The organism is Paenibacillus sp. JDR-2 (assembly GCF_000023585.1).
GTDB lineage: Bacteria > Bacillota > Bacilli > Paenibacillales > Paenibacillaceae > Pristimantibacillus.
In genome coordinates, this window is record NC_012914.1 from 2,899,892 (window position 1) to 2,917,801 (window position 17,910).

Annotated in this window: 12 protein-coding genes and 1 pseudogene; 12 read left to right on the top strand and 1 reads right to left on the bottom strand. The window is 50.0% G+C overall.

Features of this window, described 5'->3' with window-relative positions; genetic code table 11:
- Positions 1-151 precede the first annotated feature (151 nt).
- Positions 152-3,625: a glycoside hydrolase family 2 TIM barrel-domain containing protein gene (locus PJDR2_RS12810; RefSeq protein ID WP_015844122.1), complete on the bottom strand. Its 3,474-nt coding sequence runs from the start codon at positions 3,623-3,625 to the stop codon at positions 152-154.
- 219 nt (positions 3,626-3,844) lie between these two features.
- Here PJDR2_RS12810 and PJDR2_RS12815 point away from each other — a divergent pair, with 219 nt between their 5' ends.
- The 12 genes and pseudogenes from PJDR2_RS12815 to PJDR2_RS12875 all read left to right on the top strand — a co-directional run bounded on the left by PJDR2_RS12815 (position 3,845) and on the right by PJDR2_RS12875 (position 17,895).
- Complete coding sequence (locus tag PJDR2_RS12815) at positions 3,845-4,045, top strand: hypothetical protein (RefSeq protein ID WP_015844123.1); 201 nt, start codon at positions 3,845-3,847, stop codon at positions 4,043-4,045.
- 145 nt (positions 4,046-4,190) lie between these two features.
- Positions 4,191-5,065: pseudogene (locus tag PJDR2_RS12820) on the top strand (AraC family transcriptional regulator).
- 114 nt (positions 5,066-5,179) lie between these two features.
- Complete coding sequence (locus PJDR2_RS12825; protein ID WP_015844124.1) at positions 5,180-5,566, top strand: VOC family protein; 387 nt, start codon at positions 5,180-5,182, stop codon at positions 5,564-5,566.
- 472 nt (positions 5,567-6,038) lie between these two features.
- Positions 6,039-7,703, top strand: a complete 1,665-nt coding sequence (locus PJDR2_RS12835; RefSeq protein ID WP_015844125.1) for a DUF4038 domain-containing protein — start codon at positions 6,039-6,041, stop codon at positions 7,701-7,703.
- Between the two features lie 173 nt (positions 7,704-7,876).
- Positions 7,877-9,610 (top strand): hypothetical protein, encoded by a 1,734-nt coding sequence (locus tag PJDR2_RS12840; RefSeq protein WP_015844126.1) that lies wholly within the window; start codon positions 7,877-7,879, stop codon positions 9,608-9,610.
- The gene (locus PJDR2_RS12845; RefSeq protein WP_015844127.1) at positions 9,586-9,789 is read left to right on the top strand and encodes a hypothetical protein; all 204 of its coding nucleotides are present in this window, start codon (positions 9,586-9,588) and stop codon (positions 9,787-9,789) included. The genes PJDR2_RS12840 and PJDR2_RS12845 overlap by 25 nt, the downstream gene beginning before the upstream one ends.
- A 13-nt stretch (positions 9,790-9,802) precedes the next feature.
- The gene (locus PJDR2_RS12850) at positions 9,803-10,846 is read left to right on the top strand and encodes an SGNH/GDSL hydrolase family protein (protein ID WP_015844128.1); all 1,044 of its coding nucleotides are present in this window, start codon (positions 9,803-9,805) and stop codon (positions 10,844-10,846) included.
- Positions 10,843-11,634 carry a polysaccharide deacetylase family protein gene (locus PJDR2_RS12855; RefSeq protein WP_015844129.1) on the top strand — a complete coding sequence of 264 codons (792 nt, stop codon included), beginning with the start codon at positions 10,843-10,845 and terminating at the stop codon, positions 11,632-11,634. Before PJDR2_RS12850 ends, PJDR2_RS12855 begins: the two co-directional genes overlap by 4 nt.
- A gap of 3 nt (positions 11,635-11,637) precedes the next feature.
- Positions 11,638-12,933, top strand: a complete 1,296-nt coding sequence (locus PJDR2_RS12860; RefSeq protein ID WP_015844130.1) for a glycosyl hydrolase family 28 protein — start codon at positions 11,638-11,640, stop codon at positions 12,931-12,933.
- Between the two features lie 89 nt (positions 12,934-13,022).
- On the top strand, positions 13,023-14,711 hold the full coding sequence (locus PJDR2_RS12865; protein WP_015844131.1) for an amylo-alpha-1,6-glucosidase: 1,689 nt from the start codon (positions 13,023-13,025) through the stop codon (positions 14,709-14,711).
- An 80-nt stretch (positions 14,712-14,791) separates the two neighbouring features.
- A complete protein-coding gene (locus PJDR2_RS12870; RefSeq protein WP_015844132.1) occupies positions 14,792-16,540 on the top strand; it encodes a cache domain-containing sensor histidine kinase in 1,749 nt (582 codons plus the stop codon).
- On the top strand, positions 16,537-17,895 hold the full coding sequence (locus PJDR2_RS12875) for a response regulator transcription factor (protein WP_015844133.1): 1,359 nt from the start codon (positions 16,537-16,539) through the stop codon (positions 17,893-17,895). The genes PJDR2_RS12870 and PJDR2_RS12875 overlap by 4 nt, the downstream gene beginning before the upstream one ends.
- Positions 17,896-17,910 lie beyond the last annotated feature (15 nt).

A 17,910-nucleotide genomic window follows, 5' to 3' on the forward strand; every position in this document is an offset into this window, starting at 1 on the left:
AGGATAAGACGGTAGCCTATAGGTATTAATATTACCAACTTCCTGATTTATACAATTGTACGTAATTATGCTTTGTAAGTTGCGGTGGGAAAGAGAAGAAAAAGAGAACCTCAGCAGTTCGCTGAGGTCCCTATGACTGACTGATGTTTAATTACTCCGGGAGAAATTGGAACGATTTGAAGTTGAATTGACTGCCTGGCAGGAACATGAAAGTGACCGTCTGAAGGCCGGTGATCCTCTCAAGAGCGTATTCTTTCTCGCAATAATCTTCCGTGTACGCAAACTCCACCAGCTGTTTGGTCTCGCCGTCAGCACCGCTGAACAGGATATGAATCGTATTGTTGTCGATAGGCGATTGACCGCAGATCGCAAGCTTGCTTGTGCCTGTATCCCCAAAGTCCATGTCCCGGAACACCAGCGAGACGTTGTTGCCAATGTTCTCGATCGTCTGATCCGTCAGCGTATAAGTATCTCCGTAAATCTGGTTGTTTTCCAGCGCCTCCAGACGTTCAAATGCTTTGATCGCTTTCTTGTACTGGAAGCCACTCAGGTGAATCTTGCGCTGCAGAACAAAGCTGAGGGACGTAATGCCTGTAAGCCGGCGGGGCAAACGATACGTCTCTTCCTGGTACACATTCCATTTGGTCGGCTTTTGATACGTGATCTGGGCAAGCAGGGAAGCCGAAGGCTCGCCAGGAATACCTTCCCATAGATCGATAGTGAACCGTTCGCTGTCCAGCGAGAAGATCGGCAGCGTAATCTCGTCCGCACCATAGCTGCCGAAGTCGATGTTGTCAAAGCAAATCCAGCTTTCGCCGTCCCGGCTTGTCGCTACGCCGCGTTCATTCCCGTTCGTCAGATTGCGGCTCGATTCGCTATGGTAGCCTGCGGATACGAATTCATACGGATTAATAAAAGCTTGTCCGACACCGTCGGTCCGGAACTCCATTAAAGAATAAAGGCGGATATTGTCCGCTCCGTTCTTTGTTGCGCAGCGGATATAGAATTCGCCGTCGCTTAGGGCATTAACGGCAGCATGATGGCCGTCTGCCTCAAGGGTTGCAATATTGGCATCAACACCGGCAGCGTTCGTGACCCGCCATTCAACATCCCGATACGTAGCTTGACTTGGATGAATAACAACTTGTACCGGCAAAGCCCGGTTCTCCGCCGAAAGCGCATTTCCTTGCGGACAAATAATTTCCAGCTTGCGCACGGGAATCTCATCGTCGGAAGCGGCTGATCCGCTTGAAGTCTCCGCAGCTTGTCCAGGTGCATAGGCATACAGAGTATTTTCATTACCCGGTGTTGATGGTTCAGGAGCAACAGCCGTCAGCGTCACTTCACCGGCAGCCAACCCGTTGGATACTGCACGAACGGTAATGGTTCCGCTCTCCAGCGTAGGCGCAATGACTGCCAGAAGCTTGCCGCTGAACATGCGGCGGTTCGTTCCTTTGTAAGAATCATAATCGGCGCTGTCCCCGTTATCGAGCCCAACGAGTCGGCCGGGCCCTTCTACGGTCACGTGAATACGGTTATTGGCATTGGCTACCGGCAAGTTATTCCGGTCGAGAGCAGAGATCTCGATAAAGACCAGATCCGAGCCGTCTGCGGCTATCGCTGTTTTGTCCGGTGTCAGCAGGACGGTTTCCGCGTCACCGAAGGAGGATTGAATGTCAGTTGCAATCACATTGCCCGACTCGTCATAAGCAACAGCCCGAAGGATACCTTTTGTATAAGGAATCTGCCATTCTCCGAGCAGCTTCTGGCCGTGGACATGATCGATGTCATACGTTCCAAGGGAATTATCGTTGAAGAAAAGCTCGATCTTCGGCGCATTCGAAGAGACGCGTACATCGATCAGCTGTCCTTCCGAGAAATCCCAGTAGGGGAAAATATGAACCATTGGCTTCACGCGATAATCGGTCCATTCCGCCTGATAAATATAGAAGGCATCCTTCTTGAAGCCGGCCGTATCGATCTGTCCGAAATAGGAGTTCTTCGTATGGTAAGGGGTTGGCTCTCCGATGTAATCGAAGCCCGTCCACAGAAATTGCCCGAGGGAGAAGGCGGCATCACGGTCAGCGATAATGCAGGCTTCCGTGCTTTTTGCTCCCCAGCTAGTAGAGCTGTTGCCAAGCGAGGAGCATTGCTCGTCGTCGTCCGCCAGAACGGACTGGGCGAGCGGGAAGTGATAGATACCCCGGCTTTGTACCGTCGAGCAGGTCTCGCTGCCGTAAATATACCAGTCCGGATGCTCCTCATGATGCTGCTTATAATATTTGTCCCCGTAATTATAGCCGGCGAATTGAACCAGATCGGCGCATTTCTGAGCATTCTCCCAAGGCATATAGTTTGAACCGATTGTGACAACGGCATTGCCCTTCGGATCATGGAAATGCACTTTGTCCCGAAGTTCTACCGTCAGCGTCTGTCCGCGTTCGTCGGCATGGGTATCGTAGATTTCATTGCCGATACTCCACATCAGCATGCTTGGATGGTTCCGGTCTCTGCGGACCCAGCTGGCGATATCTTTTTTCCACCAGTCCTTGTAAAATCTCGCAAAGTCGTACGGCGTCTTCGCCCGTTCCCACATGTCGTACGCTTCGGAGACGATAAGCACGCCCATCTCATCGGCCAATTCCATCAGCTCGACCGCCGGCATATTGTGGGCTGTCCGGATCGCGTTAACGCCCATTTCCTGTAGGAGGGCTATTTGTCTTCTCAGGGCCGTCTTGTTGACGGCAGCGCCAAGAGAACCGAGGTCATGATGCTGACAAACCCCTTGAAGCTTGACAGGCCGGCCATTCAGGAAGAAGCCTTTCTCGGTATCGAAATCGAAGGTGCGGAAGCCGAAGTTTTGCTCTTCCGAATCCAATACGTTACCTTCGACGATTAATTCCGTTTGGAGCTTGTAGAGGCTCGGCTCGTCTAGATCCCAAAGCCTCGGCTGCTGAACCGCAAGCACCTGGTTGAAGGCTGCGGTCGAGCCGGACTCCGGCTGAATAAGGGCTTCGGACTGGCTAATAACCGTCGCTGCGGCATCCAGGATCGTATGTCGAAGCTTAATTCCGGAAGAATCGGTGAGGTTTGCAAATACAACCTCGGTATCGATATCAACAGACCAGGTACCGCTTGTATTCTTTTTAGCGGAAATATAAATGCCGTCGGAGGCGATACGGGTATCCGGCGAGGTAATGAGCCATACCGGCCTGTAAATTCCTGCCCCGGAATACCAGCGGGAGTTCGGAGATTCATGAATAACCTGAACGAGAATTTCATTTTCGCCCCTTGTAAGCAAGGAGGTGATATCGAATTCAAAGGTCGAGTAGCCATTCTTCCACGTACCGGCAACACGACCGTTCACATAAACCGTCGAATTCATGTAAACGCCTTCAAAGCGAAGCGCAAACTTCTTATTTGCGGGAAGGTCTTCGAAGCGGATCGCTTTGCGGTACCAGCCGATGCTGTTCTCATACAGATTGTTAGAGTCATAGATTAACCAGTCATGCGGGAGTGTAATAGGCGACCAGTCGATACCGCCTTGCAGGATGGCATCAAGCTCTGTACCGAGTGGGTGCTTGGAGAAAAACCAGTCATTATTCAGCTTTTGTTTCTGGCTCATGGGAGAACTCCTTTCGTTCTGACGATTCTATTTCGATAGTGGCATCAGGTGTGCGGGAGTGCAATGAAATTAGAGAAGAAGTAATATTATTCGAGTATATTATTTAATTTTTTAAGTGAGCAATTATACAATTGTACAAATACGTCCGATCCTATAGAATTAAGAAATAAGTCCCAGTTATGTATAACTATCGGAGGGTCTCCGGTAACAGAAGGGGAGATGAGACCAATCTCAGCCATTCGATTGCACTTATTACATGCGAAAATCGCACAGCAGTCTGTAGCCGTTAGAACTAACGAAGGAAAAATGTGGAGCGGGACAATCGAAAAGGTAGAGGAACAGTTCGTGCAGCTGCGTTACCAGTCCAACGTGCTTGTGCATGTTCCGATCTCCGTCATCGAGGAAGTTAGACAATCTTAGGCAAGGAAGAGGCGAGCCTGCATAGGTTTGCCTTTTTTAATTTCCCAGAGTTCATAAGTTGCCAGCCGTTAATCTTGTGCAAGAAAAGTCGGATAGGGAGAATCCGCTTTTGTTAATCTAATGATGAAGAAAGGAGGGGAAACGGATGAATACGCTGGAGCATATGAATCAGGCTCTGAAATATATCGAGGATCATTTGGCTGAGGAGATCGATCTTAAGGAAGCGGCCAGACGGGCGCACTGCTCGGAATACCATTTCTCGCGGATGTTTTCGTTTCTTGCAGGGGTTCCCTTATCTGAATATATCCGTAGGAGGAGATTGACGTTAGCGGCTTTTGATCTGATGAACTCTTCCTCCAGAGTGATCGACGTGGCGGTCAAATACGGTTATACCTCCGCGGATTCGTTCAGCAAGGCATTCCAGGCTGTTCACGCGGTTACACCGTCCGAGGCAAGACAGCTTGGGCAACCTTTGAAAGCTTTTCCCCGTATGTCCTTTCAATTAACGATAACAGGGGGAGACGAAATGAAATACCGGATGGAGGACAAGGAAGCCTTCCGCATTGTTGGACTGATGAGCGGGTACCGATTGTATTTGAAGGCGTAAACCCGGAGATTGCCGCGATGTGGCAGAGCTTGACCGAGGAGCGGATCCGCGAGCTTAAAGCATTGTCCAACGTGACGCCAACAGGCTTAATTAGCGCCTCCGTTAATTTCTCCGAGGGCCGCATGGAGGAAAAAGGCGGGCTGGACCATTATATCGGTGTAGCAACGAGTTCCGCATGTCCGGAGCCTTACAGCGAATTGTGGGTTGAAGCCGGAACATGGGCTGTATTCGAAGCGATAGGGCCATTCCCGGCAACGCTGCAGAATGTATGGGGACGCATCTATTCGGAATGGTTCCCATCCTCCAATTATGAAGCGGCGCAAGGTCCGGAGATTTTGTGGAATGAGCATAAGGATACCGGTTCGCCAACATTCAGGAGCGAAATATGGGTACCGGTCATTCAGAAGGGATAGATCAGGCGAGAAGAAGAGGGAGATCCTCTTCTTTTTTTGCTTTACACAGGAACATACGTTTGGTATTATTCGATATGTGAGTATAATTGCCAATAATTAGGGAGTTGAATGGTGATGAAGAGGGCGAAAATCGAGAATTCTCTTACGGTCTTATTGGTTTCCAATCTGGCAGAGTCGCAGAAGTATTACGCGGAAGCTTTAGGCTGTGAAGTGAATGACTATTGGGCAATAAGGGATCATTTTGGCCTGGGCTTCAAGCTTATTCAGGCGGAAGACAGCAAGGATGTACGTCCAAACAGAGGAATATGGAATACGTATGCTTATGTACAGACCCATCAAGAGCTGGATATTCTCTATGCGGAATTAAAAGTAAACGGGGCAATCATTGAAGCTGAGCCTGTCCTATCCGAGCATGATTGGGGAGTATGGAAGGAGTTTTCGGTGAAGGATCCGGATGGTTACGTCATCGGATTTGGTTCCGGGAATAAGAATGAGGAATAACGGTATGTGACATCGGAAAATAAGATATTTTATTCTATAACGATAAAGTGGTTGTACAGGACCGTTCCTGTACAGCCTTTTTTTTGATTCACTATCATGCCGATCTGGTGCGCCGAGAAATTCCGGAATGTGACGATCTTCGATAATACGGCAGCTCGTAAGGTAAGGAGCTAGGCTTCCGGTATACGATTAGCTGGGAAGACGGCATCCGGGCTGTTATCCGTGGGCTGGATCATCGGGGGCTGATCGCGAGCAGCTCGGAGCTTCCCTTTTACGACCGGTTGCTGGAATGCTGGGAAGAGCATGTGAGCAGTCTTATTCAAGAGATTCGTCCTTATGATCATTGAGGAAATGCCTGACCATTTTCTATCCAAGATCAATCATAACTCCTACGCATCTTATCGAAGTTCTCATGTAAGATAAGGGTAAAATTCAAATCAAGACTACAATGACTAGGAATGGAGCCAGTTGGATGAACATTTCCTTTGTACCGGTTACGACAAACGCTGTTGCCGCTTACGACCGCTATGAGATCGTTATCCATGTCGATCAACCGGAATTTCGCAATCCATTTACAGAAGCGCAGGTAATGGGACAATTTGGACGTGATGAGGACTTATTTACCTTTAAACATGGACAGCCGGATGGCCAGCTGGGAACGGCGGAAAATCGCGACAGCTTGATTCCGATAGACGGATTTTGCGATGCGGAAGACGGAAGCCTGTTTCGGATTCGTTTCTTGCCGCGTTCAGCGGGCCGGTACTTGTATACGGTTTCTTTGCAATATCAAGGTAAGATATGGTCCCACGAAGGGCATTTCGATGCCATTGCGAGCGATAATCGCGGATTGATCCGGGTAGATGAAGAGCATCCGTTTCATTTCCTATGGGAGGGAACGGGCGAGCATTTCTTCTATAACGGGATGACGGCTTACCATTTGCCCGGCATCCGCAAGGAAGAAGAGATTAAGCGTACGCTGGACCGCTTCCATGACCATAAAGTCAACCGGGTTCGGATCGGACTAAGCTCCAGCCGGGTGCGAAATGCGATGGCCTGGTTCGAACCGGTATACGAGTCGGAGGATTTCACATTCTGCTATGGCCCTTGGAAGGCTGAACGTCCGGACGATGCGGAGAATCCGGGATGGGACGTAACCCGATTCGACCTAGCTTATTGGCATAAGCTGGAGCGAATATTGGAATACGCCAGCCAGAAAGATATCGTAATATCTCTCATCATGTATGTAGATGCATACCGCCAAGGAGCGGATCCCTATGGCAAGCTTCTAATGGGTGGGCAAGACGAGCAGAGGTATTTTCGATATGCGGCGTCCCGGCTTGCAGCATACCCGAATATAACCTGGGATTTAACGAATGAATACCGGTTGATTCGTCCTCATGCGTGGGTGGAACGGATGGGACATTATCTCAAATCCTGCGATCCGTATCATCATCTAATGACCTGCCATGGGCACGGAACTTTTGAATTCCGGACGTCGGGCTGGGCGGATTTCGCCGTCTACCAAAGCTGGGATGAGGGTGGCGGCTATTCGTATATGCGGCAGAACAGGGACGTTCAGCTTGGCACGGGCAGAATCATGCCTCAGGTAAATGAAGAATTCGGCTACGAGGATCATTACCCAACGGCGTGGGGCGAAGGCAAAGTATATCCGATGAGAAGCCGCGATACGCTGAGGCGCAGAGCGTGGGAAATCTATATGGCGGGATGTTATCAGACAAGCGGAGAATACGCGGGACATGGCCTCGGCGGATGGGTTAACGGGCGCGGCGATGATTCGATGAGGCTGCTTGAAGGTTTTGCCCATATTGCGACGTTCTTCGAAGGTTGTAAATGGTGGACGGCAAATCCGAACGATGCTCTGCTCTCGCAGAAGGATGCGCTATGTTTGGCGGATGAGGGTGAACTATACATCGTTTATACCCCGGTTTCCCAGAACATCGAGCTTCAGCTTCAAGCCGGAAGCTACGAGATGAATTGGTACAATCCGCGGACAGGCATATTCTTCGAGCCGCAAATGGTACAGTCTGCGGGACAAGCTGTTTTGTTCCGGTGTCCCAATGAATCCAATGCCTTAAATGATGATTACGTGCTCCGTTTAAAACGAAGCGAAGCCTAATAACGTTTATAGCCGGCAGGCCGTGGAGTACCTTGAAGGTGGAACTCGTCACGGCCTTTTTTTTGCGGCATAATCACCCGATCTTCCTACCTGCTGCAATCTATTGTCCCACTCTACTTTCGGAAGCCGCCTCTATAATGAGGAGGATATACGAGCAGAAAGAAGGGACAGGCATGAGTAAGATGTACGTAAACGTCATTCACCGCGCAGACCGGGGGGCGTCTATGCTGGAAGGAATCAAGTTTCAACAGGATGAAGCTCATCGCGCCGGCATTCGGACAACAATTCTGTTGTCATACGAGGGCCTATGCGATCCGGATATGGTGGCTTACGTAAAGACGCAAATGGCGTTAGGCGACGAAATCGGCATTCATTTTCACAACATGATGTGCGAGGAAATGCTTCCTTACGCGGAGAGCGACGAGCAGGCCTTGTATTTGCACTCCTATTCGTCGAAAAAGAAAATTGTTGACCGGATCTTCGAAGTGTTCCAAGCGGAGTTTGGCTTTGTTCCAACCGCCATTGGCGGTTACATCATGGACACGGAAACCACGCTTTACATCAAAGAGAAATATCCGCAGGTGAAGACGTCCATAACGAACTGTTTCGAGGAAGGCGTCAAAATGTTTGAGGGCAATAACGGCTCGTGGTATTTGTTCAGCGACGGGGGCCCTTGGGGTGCCTTCTATCCTTCGAAATATCACTATCTGGCTCCCGGTCGGGACAATGAAAGCTCCATCGATCTCGTTGCCCTGCCGCATCTGAATCGAGACATGGTGCTTGCGCTGACAAGCCGTGACGATTATTTCTCCTCCCATCCCGCCAACGTGATGCGAGCGAAAGCGAATGATGGTCCTAACAGTCCGTATATGCACCGATTCGTCGATCAATGGATTGAACAGAAGAATTATAACGGCTTTTCTTATTACAACGTTTTTGTCAGCACGCCTTGGGTAGTGCCGGGTAATATCTTCGTTGATAACTTCGAGCATGCGCGTGCATTGTATATCGATTCCTTGCAATACCTGAAGACGAAGGCGGAGCAAGGCGAAGTGGAGTTCGTGACGATGAGCGAATTCGCCGACTTCTACAAAACGGAGATTGGTGCCGGAGTGGCGGAAGTGAACTTGTGGAAGGATATCCTGGCCGGCACGAAACGCCAGACCTTCTGGTATGCGGATTCTTATTTCCGGGCTGCAATCGATCTGAATATCGGCGGCGTGATTTGCGATTTCCGTCCGTACGTCGGCGAGTTGTCGGGCGATACCGGGCCGGATACGGATATTCTGTGGAATGGCAATTATCCGTATGTCATTGCAAGAGAGCATCGCGGCCATTCAGGGCATCGCTGCGTGATCAAGTACGGCGATGCATCGGCCAGCATTGAAGGAAAACGCGCCAAAGGAAGGATTGAACGTACCCCTGGCGGCAAGCATCAGCTTGTTGTCGAGCCGATCCGCATTCAAGTCGGAGATCTGGAGGTTACGCTGGAATCCGCATTTACCTTCACGGGCGATGGCCGGATTCTAATCGAGCGCCGAGTCCTTGAGCTGTCCGATCCGGCTGCGGAAATTACCTTGACGGAAGTGCTTGACGGCTGTTATGGCACAACCGTATATCCGGAGGACATGCGCGGCATTGAGTTGACAGCATCTTCGGAACAACAGGAGAAGCAGACGATTCCGTTCACTTACCGTTCGAAGGAAGCGCGCGTTGCGGCTCCAACGGAAGTGAAAGCGGCTATCCCGCAAATCCGTACGCAGTTGTCCCTGACTCCCGAAGGGGAGGCTGACTGGGGCAGTGTGAAGGAAGGCGTCTTGTTCAAGCCTTACTACAAGCTCACGCTTGAGAAAAAAGTTCAGCTCGGAGGTGTCTTGTCATCATGGCTCAACGTGGAAAAACAATGAAATTGCTGCTATGCCCTTCCTGCTTCGCCCGGGAGATCGATTATTTGCTCGCCTATGACGGAGAAGAAGACGAATACTACTGCCAGCGCTGCTGTTATGCGGGTAAGGAAGAGAACGTGCTAGCGTTCTACAAAGTATTCCGGAATGAAAAATATAAACTTTATAACGTCACGTACTAGGAGAGGATCCTTTGTGAATTATAAAAATCTCTATCTGCATAATGTCGCACAGCTTAAACCGGTGCAAGGCGGCGATGCGGTGCAGCTGTGCCGTATTCCGGATGGGCTGCGACTGCAGCTGCACGAAATCGCGCATGATTCTGCGCTCAAAACAGGATCAGTCGAAATCCGTTTTCATATGAAATCGGATCGCGTAAAGCTGAAGTTCGCCGTGCTGAACGCGGATCAACTGACAGGAGGACACACCGTTGCCGAGGTGTATCACGGAACCTTCCAAGAGAATGCTCCCCGGATTCTAGGTGCGCATGTGACGGAGATCGAGGTTGAACGGCCGAAGGAAATGGAGCTTATGCAGATGATCGCTGGCAAGGAGCAGCTCCGTTTTCCGCCGGATCTTGTACGCGTCATACTTCCCTATGAGAGCCATATCGCTCTAGTTGGCGTGGAGGGGGAGACGGAGCTGCCAAGAGAAGGCAGCATGCCGGAGAGAAAAATGCTGCTGTACGGTTCGTCCATCTCCAGCGGCGCGTCTGCCGTTCGTCCAACCGGAGCTTACAGCATGCGTACGGCCGAGAAGCTTGGCGTGGATCTTTGGAGCTTGTCCATGGCCGGAGCGGCTATGGTTGACGCGCAGTTGGCGGATTATATCGCTCAGCTGCCCGGTTGGGAATTTGCTTTTATCGAGCTTGGCGTCAACATGATCTGGGATGTCAAGAACGGGGTCCCGGGTTCGCCGGAAGAGTTCCGGAAGCGCGTCGATTATTTTATTTCAACCATCGCGGATGCTCATCCGGATAAGTGGATATTCGTAACCGATCTGTTCACCTACATGGGCGACGTCAGAAACGGTGAACTCGGAGAGCAATTCCGCAGCATCGTGGCTGATAAAGTCAAGCAAATGAACAGACCGAAGCTGATTCATATCCCCGGCAAAGAGCTGCTTACCAAGACATCTCTGTTAACTTACGATATCATTCATCCCTCCGAAGAAGGGCTCCTCGAGATTTCGAATCATTTAACGGAGCAGATCAGCCGCTATTTGCCGGTGACGGTATGATACGGCTCTTGCTTCGGGGCGATGATTTCGGAGGCAGCCTGTCGGCGAATCAAGCGATTGCGGAAGCATGCGGGCAAGGCTTGCTGAAAAACGTAAGCGTGATGGCTCCGGGGCCTTACCTGGAGCAGGGCGCCTTGCTGCTCGCCGATTGCAAAGAGATTTGCTTCGGAATGCATATTACCTTGAACGCGGAATGGGACCGCGTGAAATGGAAGCCTGTGCTTCCTGCTAATCAGGTGCCGAGCCTTATAGATGAACAAGGGTACTTCCTGTCTCATCCATCCCTAATAGGGAAGGTGAATTTAGAAGAAGCCATTGCGGAGACGCTCGCGCAATATGATCGACTCCGAGAGGTCGGATTCCGGATCTCGTATGTCGACGAGCATATGTTTTTTAGTTATTCCGTAAAGGGCTATGCAGAATGGCTGGACGCCTGGTGCAGACGTGAAGGACTCATGAACTTCCACCGTTACTTTCGGCCGCTCCCAAAAGTAGCCGAAGCTGCGGCAGGGAGCCCGGCAGAAACCGTTGATCTGGCGCAGATCTACTTATCCCATCATAGGCAAGATATTCAATCAGCCCCGGAAGGGCTCTATACGGTCATTTTTCATCCAGGCCTGGACAGTGAAGAGATGCGGCAATTCGGCAATGCCGAGATAAGCGGAGAGCAGATTTCCGCAGAGCGGGATGCCGAACGCAGAATGCTGCTGGAGCCCGATCTTGCCTCATTCTACAGCCAATACGGCGTGACCTCCGTTCGTTACGACGAGCTGGAAGAAAGGAAATAACCTATGAATACACATCATCATTACCCGAAGTCTTATCCCCGCGCCCAAGAGGTGACGGTTAAAGTAAACGGCCGAGAGGTGGATGTGCTTCGCACAAACGTTGCTTATTTCGCCCCGGCTTCCTATATCGGTTCAGCCGTAGTCGAGATCGAGGCAGCTTCGCCGATCCAATCCGTGGCTATAAGCCCTCTCAAGTTCAATATTCCTGTAGAAATCTCGGGCAATACCGCGCGTTTTACCTTGACGGATAACCGGTACCTTCATCTAAAGATTGAAGGTATCTCGCTGCCCTTGTTCTTCTACGGAAATGAGGAGCAGGTGTACGACGGCAAAGCGACGTTTTACTTCAAGAGCGGACAGGTCTATGAAGTTGGCGAGCTTGTCCTCCAGAGCAATGAATCCATCTATATTGAAGACGGTGCCGTAGTCAAAGGCAGCGTCCGCGCAAGCGGCGCTTCGAATATTAAAATCTACGGCAATGGCGTATTGGACGGTTCTTATTTCCGCGGGACGAGGGATTACCGGACGATCCTGCTGTATGACTGCTCCAATGTGGAGATTAAGGACATTATCATGGTCGAGCCGCCATGCTGGATGATTATGCTGGCCAACTGTCGCCACGTGCATATCGATCGCATCAAGCAGATCGGCGAAGTTGTCAGCTCCGACGGCATTGATATTGTGGGCTGCCAGCATGTATTAATCGAGAATTGCATTCTCCGCAATAATGATGACTGCGTTGTTATTAAAGCGTTTGACTGGTCGGAGAATCCGGACAGCCCTATGCTGTATGCGGCTAAAAACGTGCATGGCATTGAAGTTCGCTCCTGCGTTTTCGTCAACGGACCATCCGGCAACGCAATCGAAATTGGCCATGAATTAACGATTGATGAAGTAAGAGAGGTTAAATTCCACGATATCGATATCGTCTCCGTTAACGGTTACGGCGCAGCGCTCAGCATTCACGTAGGCGATCGCGCTACCGTGCGGGATATCGTCTTCGAGAATATCCGGATCGAGCATTATTACGATAAGCTGATCGACTTCCGGGTCATGCGCTCCATGTATAATACCGATAAAGAAAGAGGCCGCATCCAAGATATTCTGCTTAAGGATATTGAAGTGATATCGTCGCTGTACAATCCCGGCTATTCCATTTCCGTGATTGGCGGATACGACGACAAGCATCTTGTTGAGCGCGTAACCTTCGACAACTTCAAGCTAGGCGGCCGCAAAATCATGAATGGCAACGAGCTTGACCTTTTCGTGAAAGAAGCAAAAGACATCCGGTTTAAATAACAGCCGATTATCTACCTTTTTCGAACGATTTTCCTACTATCTCACGGAAGCGTCTTTTTATACTTTAAATTAGGGGAGGCATCTCGCATATGCGGGTAGATGTATCCAAAATACCTTTTAGTTATCCCGGCTCTTATTTCGCGATTAATCGAATGGGGACCTATGAAGATGAGCCGGAAGGCCTTTATATAAGATCGCTTCATAAAGACGTTTATCGGCAGCGGGTGGCAAGACTTTCGCTGCTTCATGAAGGGAAGCCCGTTCCGTTCGCGGAAGAAGCATCCGCCGCAAGCATCACGCTTCGGTCGGAATTTGGCAACGCGGTTATTTGCTTCGAGGACCCGACTACCTTCCAGGTTCGAGCCGAGCAGGCAGCCGTCCGGTTTGAATTTATTAAAGCCTCCCATGTCGTTCCTTACGGGGAGAAGCAATGCGAAGTGAATTCGGACGGTTCGCGCGAGCATATCCGGCTGACCTCCGCTTCGGGAGATTTGATCGTCAATACGACCTGGAACGGCGATAATGCGGACTTCATCAATATTGATTTTACACCAGCTGCAGATTCCGCAACGGCCGAAGGCGTTCTGGAGCTGTACCGGGACAGTATTACGTGGAAGGAACGGACGTATTCCTCCTTCTCGGACAGCCTGCTGGCTGCAGCAGACAAGTTCGGGGCCTATGAACAAGCATCACTTCAGCTCCCCGAGCGTTATTCGGAAGCGAGGCAGCTGGCCGTCTATTTGAACTGGATGGTACAGGTTCGCCCTTACGAGAATATTACGCGGCCAACGATGTATGCATCCAAAAGCGGCATGTGCGGCATCTGGAGCTGGGACCATTGCTTCCACGCGATGGCGGTTGCGGAGCAGGATCCTGAGCTGGCTTGGCATCAGTGGATGCTTGTTTTTGATCACCAGGATCAGTTTGGAGCCTTGCCGGATACAATCACGGATAACTATCTCGTAAGAGGTTACGTGAAGCCGCCAATCCATGGATTTGCGCTGCGATGGATGATGGAGCAAACGGGATGGTTGACGAATGACCATCTGCTTGAGGCTTATCCTTCGCTGGCGAAATGGACACTGTGGTGGTTCAATCACAGAGACAGCGATAAGGACGGCATGGCGGAATATCATAACGGAAATGACTGCGGATGGGATAACAGCACCATCTTCGCGGATGGCATGCCGCTTGAAAGTCCCGATCTCGCAACTTATTTGATTCTTCAGATGGACACGCTTGAGATCATCGCGAGAAAGCTTGGCATGCTAGCCGAAGCGAACAGCTGGAAAGCCAGGTCGCAGCAGCTGCTGGACAATATGCTCGAGCATTTTGTTCATGAAGGCAGGCTTAAGGCTAGACGAGCTGGCAATCATGCGTTTGTCGAGAGCAAATCGTTGATTCTGTATCTCCCTTTATTGCTCGGCGAGAAATTGCCGAAGGAGCTCCGGGACCGTATGATAGAAGAGCTAAAAGTCGAAGGAGCTTTCCTTACCGAGTATGGACTCGCAAGCGAGCGTCTGGACAGCAGCTCGTTCGAAGAGGACGGATACTGGAGAGGACCGATCTGGGCGCCTCCCATGTTCCTATTGTCCCATGCTTTGCGAGAACTAGGCGAAGAGGCATTTTCCAAGGATCTTGCGGGAAGGTTCTGCAATCTGGTTGCGAAGAGCGGGATGGCCGAGAACTTCCATGCCAAGACCGGACGGGCTTTGCGAGATCCGGGAATTACTTGGACGTCGAGCATTTTCTTGATGCTTGGCAGCAAATATGTATAACTTATAGAGGTAACGCGAATATAGGATGTCTCCCGCCAGCGGGGGCGTCCTTTTCCTATACAGAGCAGCGGGGGATCAGGATGGTAAAAGGATTAGCGAGAATTGTACGGACCAATACATTGATGTTTAAATTAGGCAGCGTCATGACGCTTAATCTTCTTATCCCGATTCTTCTGATCGGCAGCATTTCCTACTACTCGATTTATTCCATTCTTCAGAATAACATCGAGAAAGGCGTGCAGAGCCGAATGAAGGAGATCGAGCATTCGATGCAATCTTCCCTTGATAATCTCGGCTACGCATCCAGACAGCTAACCTTGGACGGGGATATCGGGAAGCGTCTGGAGCAATATATGAATCCGACTATCCCGAACAACCTGAAATCGGAAATCCAGAGCGATATTGAGTCGCGGCTTACGTTAATCAGCTATGCGAACCAAGGCCTTGGCCCGATGTATTATTTTATCCCGGAGCAGCAGATGAATCTGTTCCAGACGATGCTGCTAAAGAAAAACATAGATCCCATGGAGTATCCAACCCTGTTTACGGATCCGCTTACCTTGTACCAAGGGCCTCATCCGAGTATTTATTTGTACAGCGACAATATTGTGTTCTCGATTGTTCAGGAAATGACGGGCAACAAGAACCTGCCCAAAACCTATGTCTATATCGAAACCAACTTCAAAGTTTTTCAGGATCTATTCCCGAAAGACGCGTTTGGCTTTAACGTGAATTACCTCATTCTCGATTCATCGAATACAGTTTTATACAGTGATTTGACGGATTCGTATCCGATTAACTCCGAAATGTCATTATCAGGCTCGCAAAGCCAGGTAATTAACGATAAAGGAAAAAAACTGTTTGTACAGCGCGGCGAAGGGAACTGGTCTATCGTTGCGGTCGTGAATAAGAGGGATTTGTCTGACGAGATTATTTCCTGGTCCATCCGCTATGGGGCCATTGCAGTCGGCTCATTGATCATTTCCCTGCTGCTTGCCTGGATGACCTGGAGGTTTATTAACCAGAAGCTGAGTCTGCTTAAGGAAGAGATTAAACAGACGACGGATCTTCAGTTCGACCGTCCTTATGTCCCGATGAATATTATCGAATTTGACGAAGTCGTGGACAGGTTCTATCTGATGAGGACGCGGATCCGGGATCTTATCGTCGAGGTTGAAGAGAAGGAGAAGAATAAACGGAAGCTGGAAGTACAGAAGCTGAAGTATCAAATCAATCCGCATTTCATTCATAACACGCTGAACACCATACAATGGATCGCAAGAATGCATAAGCAGGAGGAAATCGTCAATCTGGTCTCTATATTCTCCAGGATTTTGCACTATAACCTGGGGAAAGAAGGGGAGATCGTCCATCTGCGAGAGGAAATATCCGCTCTGAAGGATTACGTAGCGTTGCAGAAGATTCGTTACAATCACCACTTCCATGTGCTCTTCGAGATTGAACCGGATACGGAGGAGCTGCCGATTATACGGTTCCTGATTCAGCCCTTGGTTGAAAATGCGATGTATCATGCTTTTACCGATGATAACGGGCAAATAACGGTGCGCGTGTTCAAAGAAAACGAAGCGTACTTCATTATCGAAGTAGAAGATAACGGGCAGGGAATGGATACCGAAACGATCCAGAGGCTGCTCTACTCGGATAACGAGAAGCGGAAGAGCGGGATGGGAATCGGCCTGAAATTCGTCAATCATATGATTCGGGAATATTTCGGCGAGGAGCATCGGTTCGAAATATCCAGTGAGCTTGGCAAAGGGACAATGATAAGAATCCGTCTTCCCATTCTGGACAAGGAGGCTGTGCAATGAAGACATTAATCGTAGACGATGAGCATTTTGTGAGAAAAGGACTTATCCTGACGGTCCCATGGAAGGAATACGGCTTTGACATTGTTGGAGAAGCGGAGAATGGGCAAAAAGCGTTGGAACAGCTGTCCGCACAGCCCATTGATGTACTTATTACGGATTTGACCATGCCCAAAATGTCGGGCTTTGAACTAATGAAGGAAGTTCAACAGCAGTATCCCCATATCTGGATTGTCGTGCTTACCTGCCATCAGGATTTCGGGTATGTGGTGGATGCCATGCATGCCGGAGCCATCGATTATCTGGTCAAGACGCAAATTGAAGAAGGCAAGATGGAGGAAGCGCTCGCCAGAATCGAGAAGCGGATCAGCGATGGAACGAGGCACCGTCAGCAGGCGGTTGTTCAGAAGGCTTCATGCCCCGAGCTTATACTTGTGCCGTCGGGAGCAAACGGAAAGCCTGACGTTATTCCTTGGCCGGCCTCCCCTACGATTATTCCGATTGAACAAGGCTGTTTCCGTATATCGGACTATGGTTTTTACGACGTGAAGCCGCTTCATAAGTTTTGGGAGGAAGAACAATTGTACGAAAGCTGGATTCCCGTTGTTTGCGAATCGGCTCCGGAGAAGGATTTTATGACTACCAAGGAGTGGGTTGCGCAGGTGAAGGAAAGCATCTTCTACCGTTTTCGTAGAGATCTTCCTTCCCCCGTGCGATTCCAATCCGCTGTTAACCGGTCTGCGAAAGGGACCGAGCAGCTTGAGAAGATTGACCGGTTGTTTCATTCCTTGCACTGGATATTCGATACGGGCTTGTTTCAAACCTGGATACAGCTCGTTGAAGAAACAGAACCAAATTCAACGTATGTTGGCGATAAAGTGGGCAAGTTCCTGAAAGCGTTGTCGGCTATTAACGGCGCTCCTGCGGGGCTTGACGAGCATAAATCAATGATGGAGCAGCGGAACTGGCATGAGCTGCTGCAAAGCCTGATGGAGCTCCGGCTTTACCTGCAGCAGCGCAATTTCCCGGAAGAGACGGCGATCGGCATCTATAAAGCCATTCTGCTCATCCATGACGAATTGTCGGAGAACTTGAATCAGGAAAATGTCGCGCAAAGAGTAGCCTTAAGCCGAAGCTATTTCGGTCAATGCTTCCGTCCGATTGCAGGCATGTCGTTCCACGAGCTGTTAACGGAAATGCGAATCCGCAAAGCGGAAGAGCTTCTTGTCGCAACCAATGATTACATTTATTCCGTCGCCGAGCAGTCCGGCTTTCAGGACGAGAAATATTTCAGCAAGGTATTCAAGCAGCATCGGCATTTGCTGCCAAAGGAATACCGGGAGAAGTACCGCAAATGAACGGATAGACAAATG

Coding starts and splice junctions, on each gene's coding strand:
- PJDR2_RS12845 (WP_015844127.1), top strand. CDS start 9,586: ATGGCTCAACGTGGAAAAACAATGAAATTGCTGCTATGCCCTTCCTGC.
- PJDR2_RS12835 (WP_015844125.1), top strand. CDS start 6,039: ATGAACATTTCCTTTGTACCGGTTACGACAAACGCTGTTGCCGCTTAC.
- PJDR2_RS12860 (WP_015844130.1), top strand. CDS start 11,638: ATGAATACACATCATCATTACCCGAAGTCTTATCCCCGCGCCCAAGAG.
- PJDR2_RS12825 (WP_015844124.1), top strand. CDS start 5,180: ATGAAGAGGGCGAAAATCGAGAATTCTCTTACGGTCTTATTGGTTTCC.
- PJDR2_RS12815 (WP_015844123.1), top strand. CDS start 3,845: ATGAGACCAATCTCAGCCATTCGATTGCACTTATTACATGCGAAAATC.
- PJDR2_RS12855 (WP_015844129.1), top strand. CDS start 10,843: ATGATACGGCTCTTGCTTCGGGGCGATGATTTCGGAGGCAGCCTGTCG.
- PJDR2_RS12870 (WP_015844132.1), top strand. CDS start 14,792: ATGGTAAAAGGATTAGCGAGAATTGTACGGACCAATACATTGATGTTT.
- PJDR2_RS12840 (WP_015844126.1), top strand. CDS start 7,877: ATGAGTAAGATGTACGTAAACGTCATTCACCGCGCAGACCGGGGGGCG.
- PJDR2_RS12865 (WP_015844131.1), top strand. CDS start 13,023: ATGCGGGTAGATGTATCCAAAATACCTTTTAGTTATCCCGGCTCTTAT.
- PJDR2_RS12875 (WP_015844133.1), top strand. CDS start 16,537: ATGAAGACATTAATCGTAGACGATGAGCATTTTGTGAGAAAAGGACTT.
- PJDR2_RS12810 (WP_015844122.1), bottom strand. CDS start 3,625: ATGAGCCAGAAACAAAAGCTGAATAATGACTGGTTTTTCTCCAAGCAC.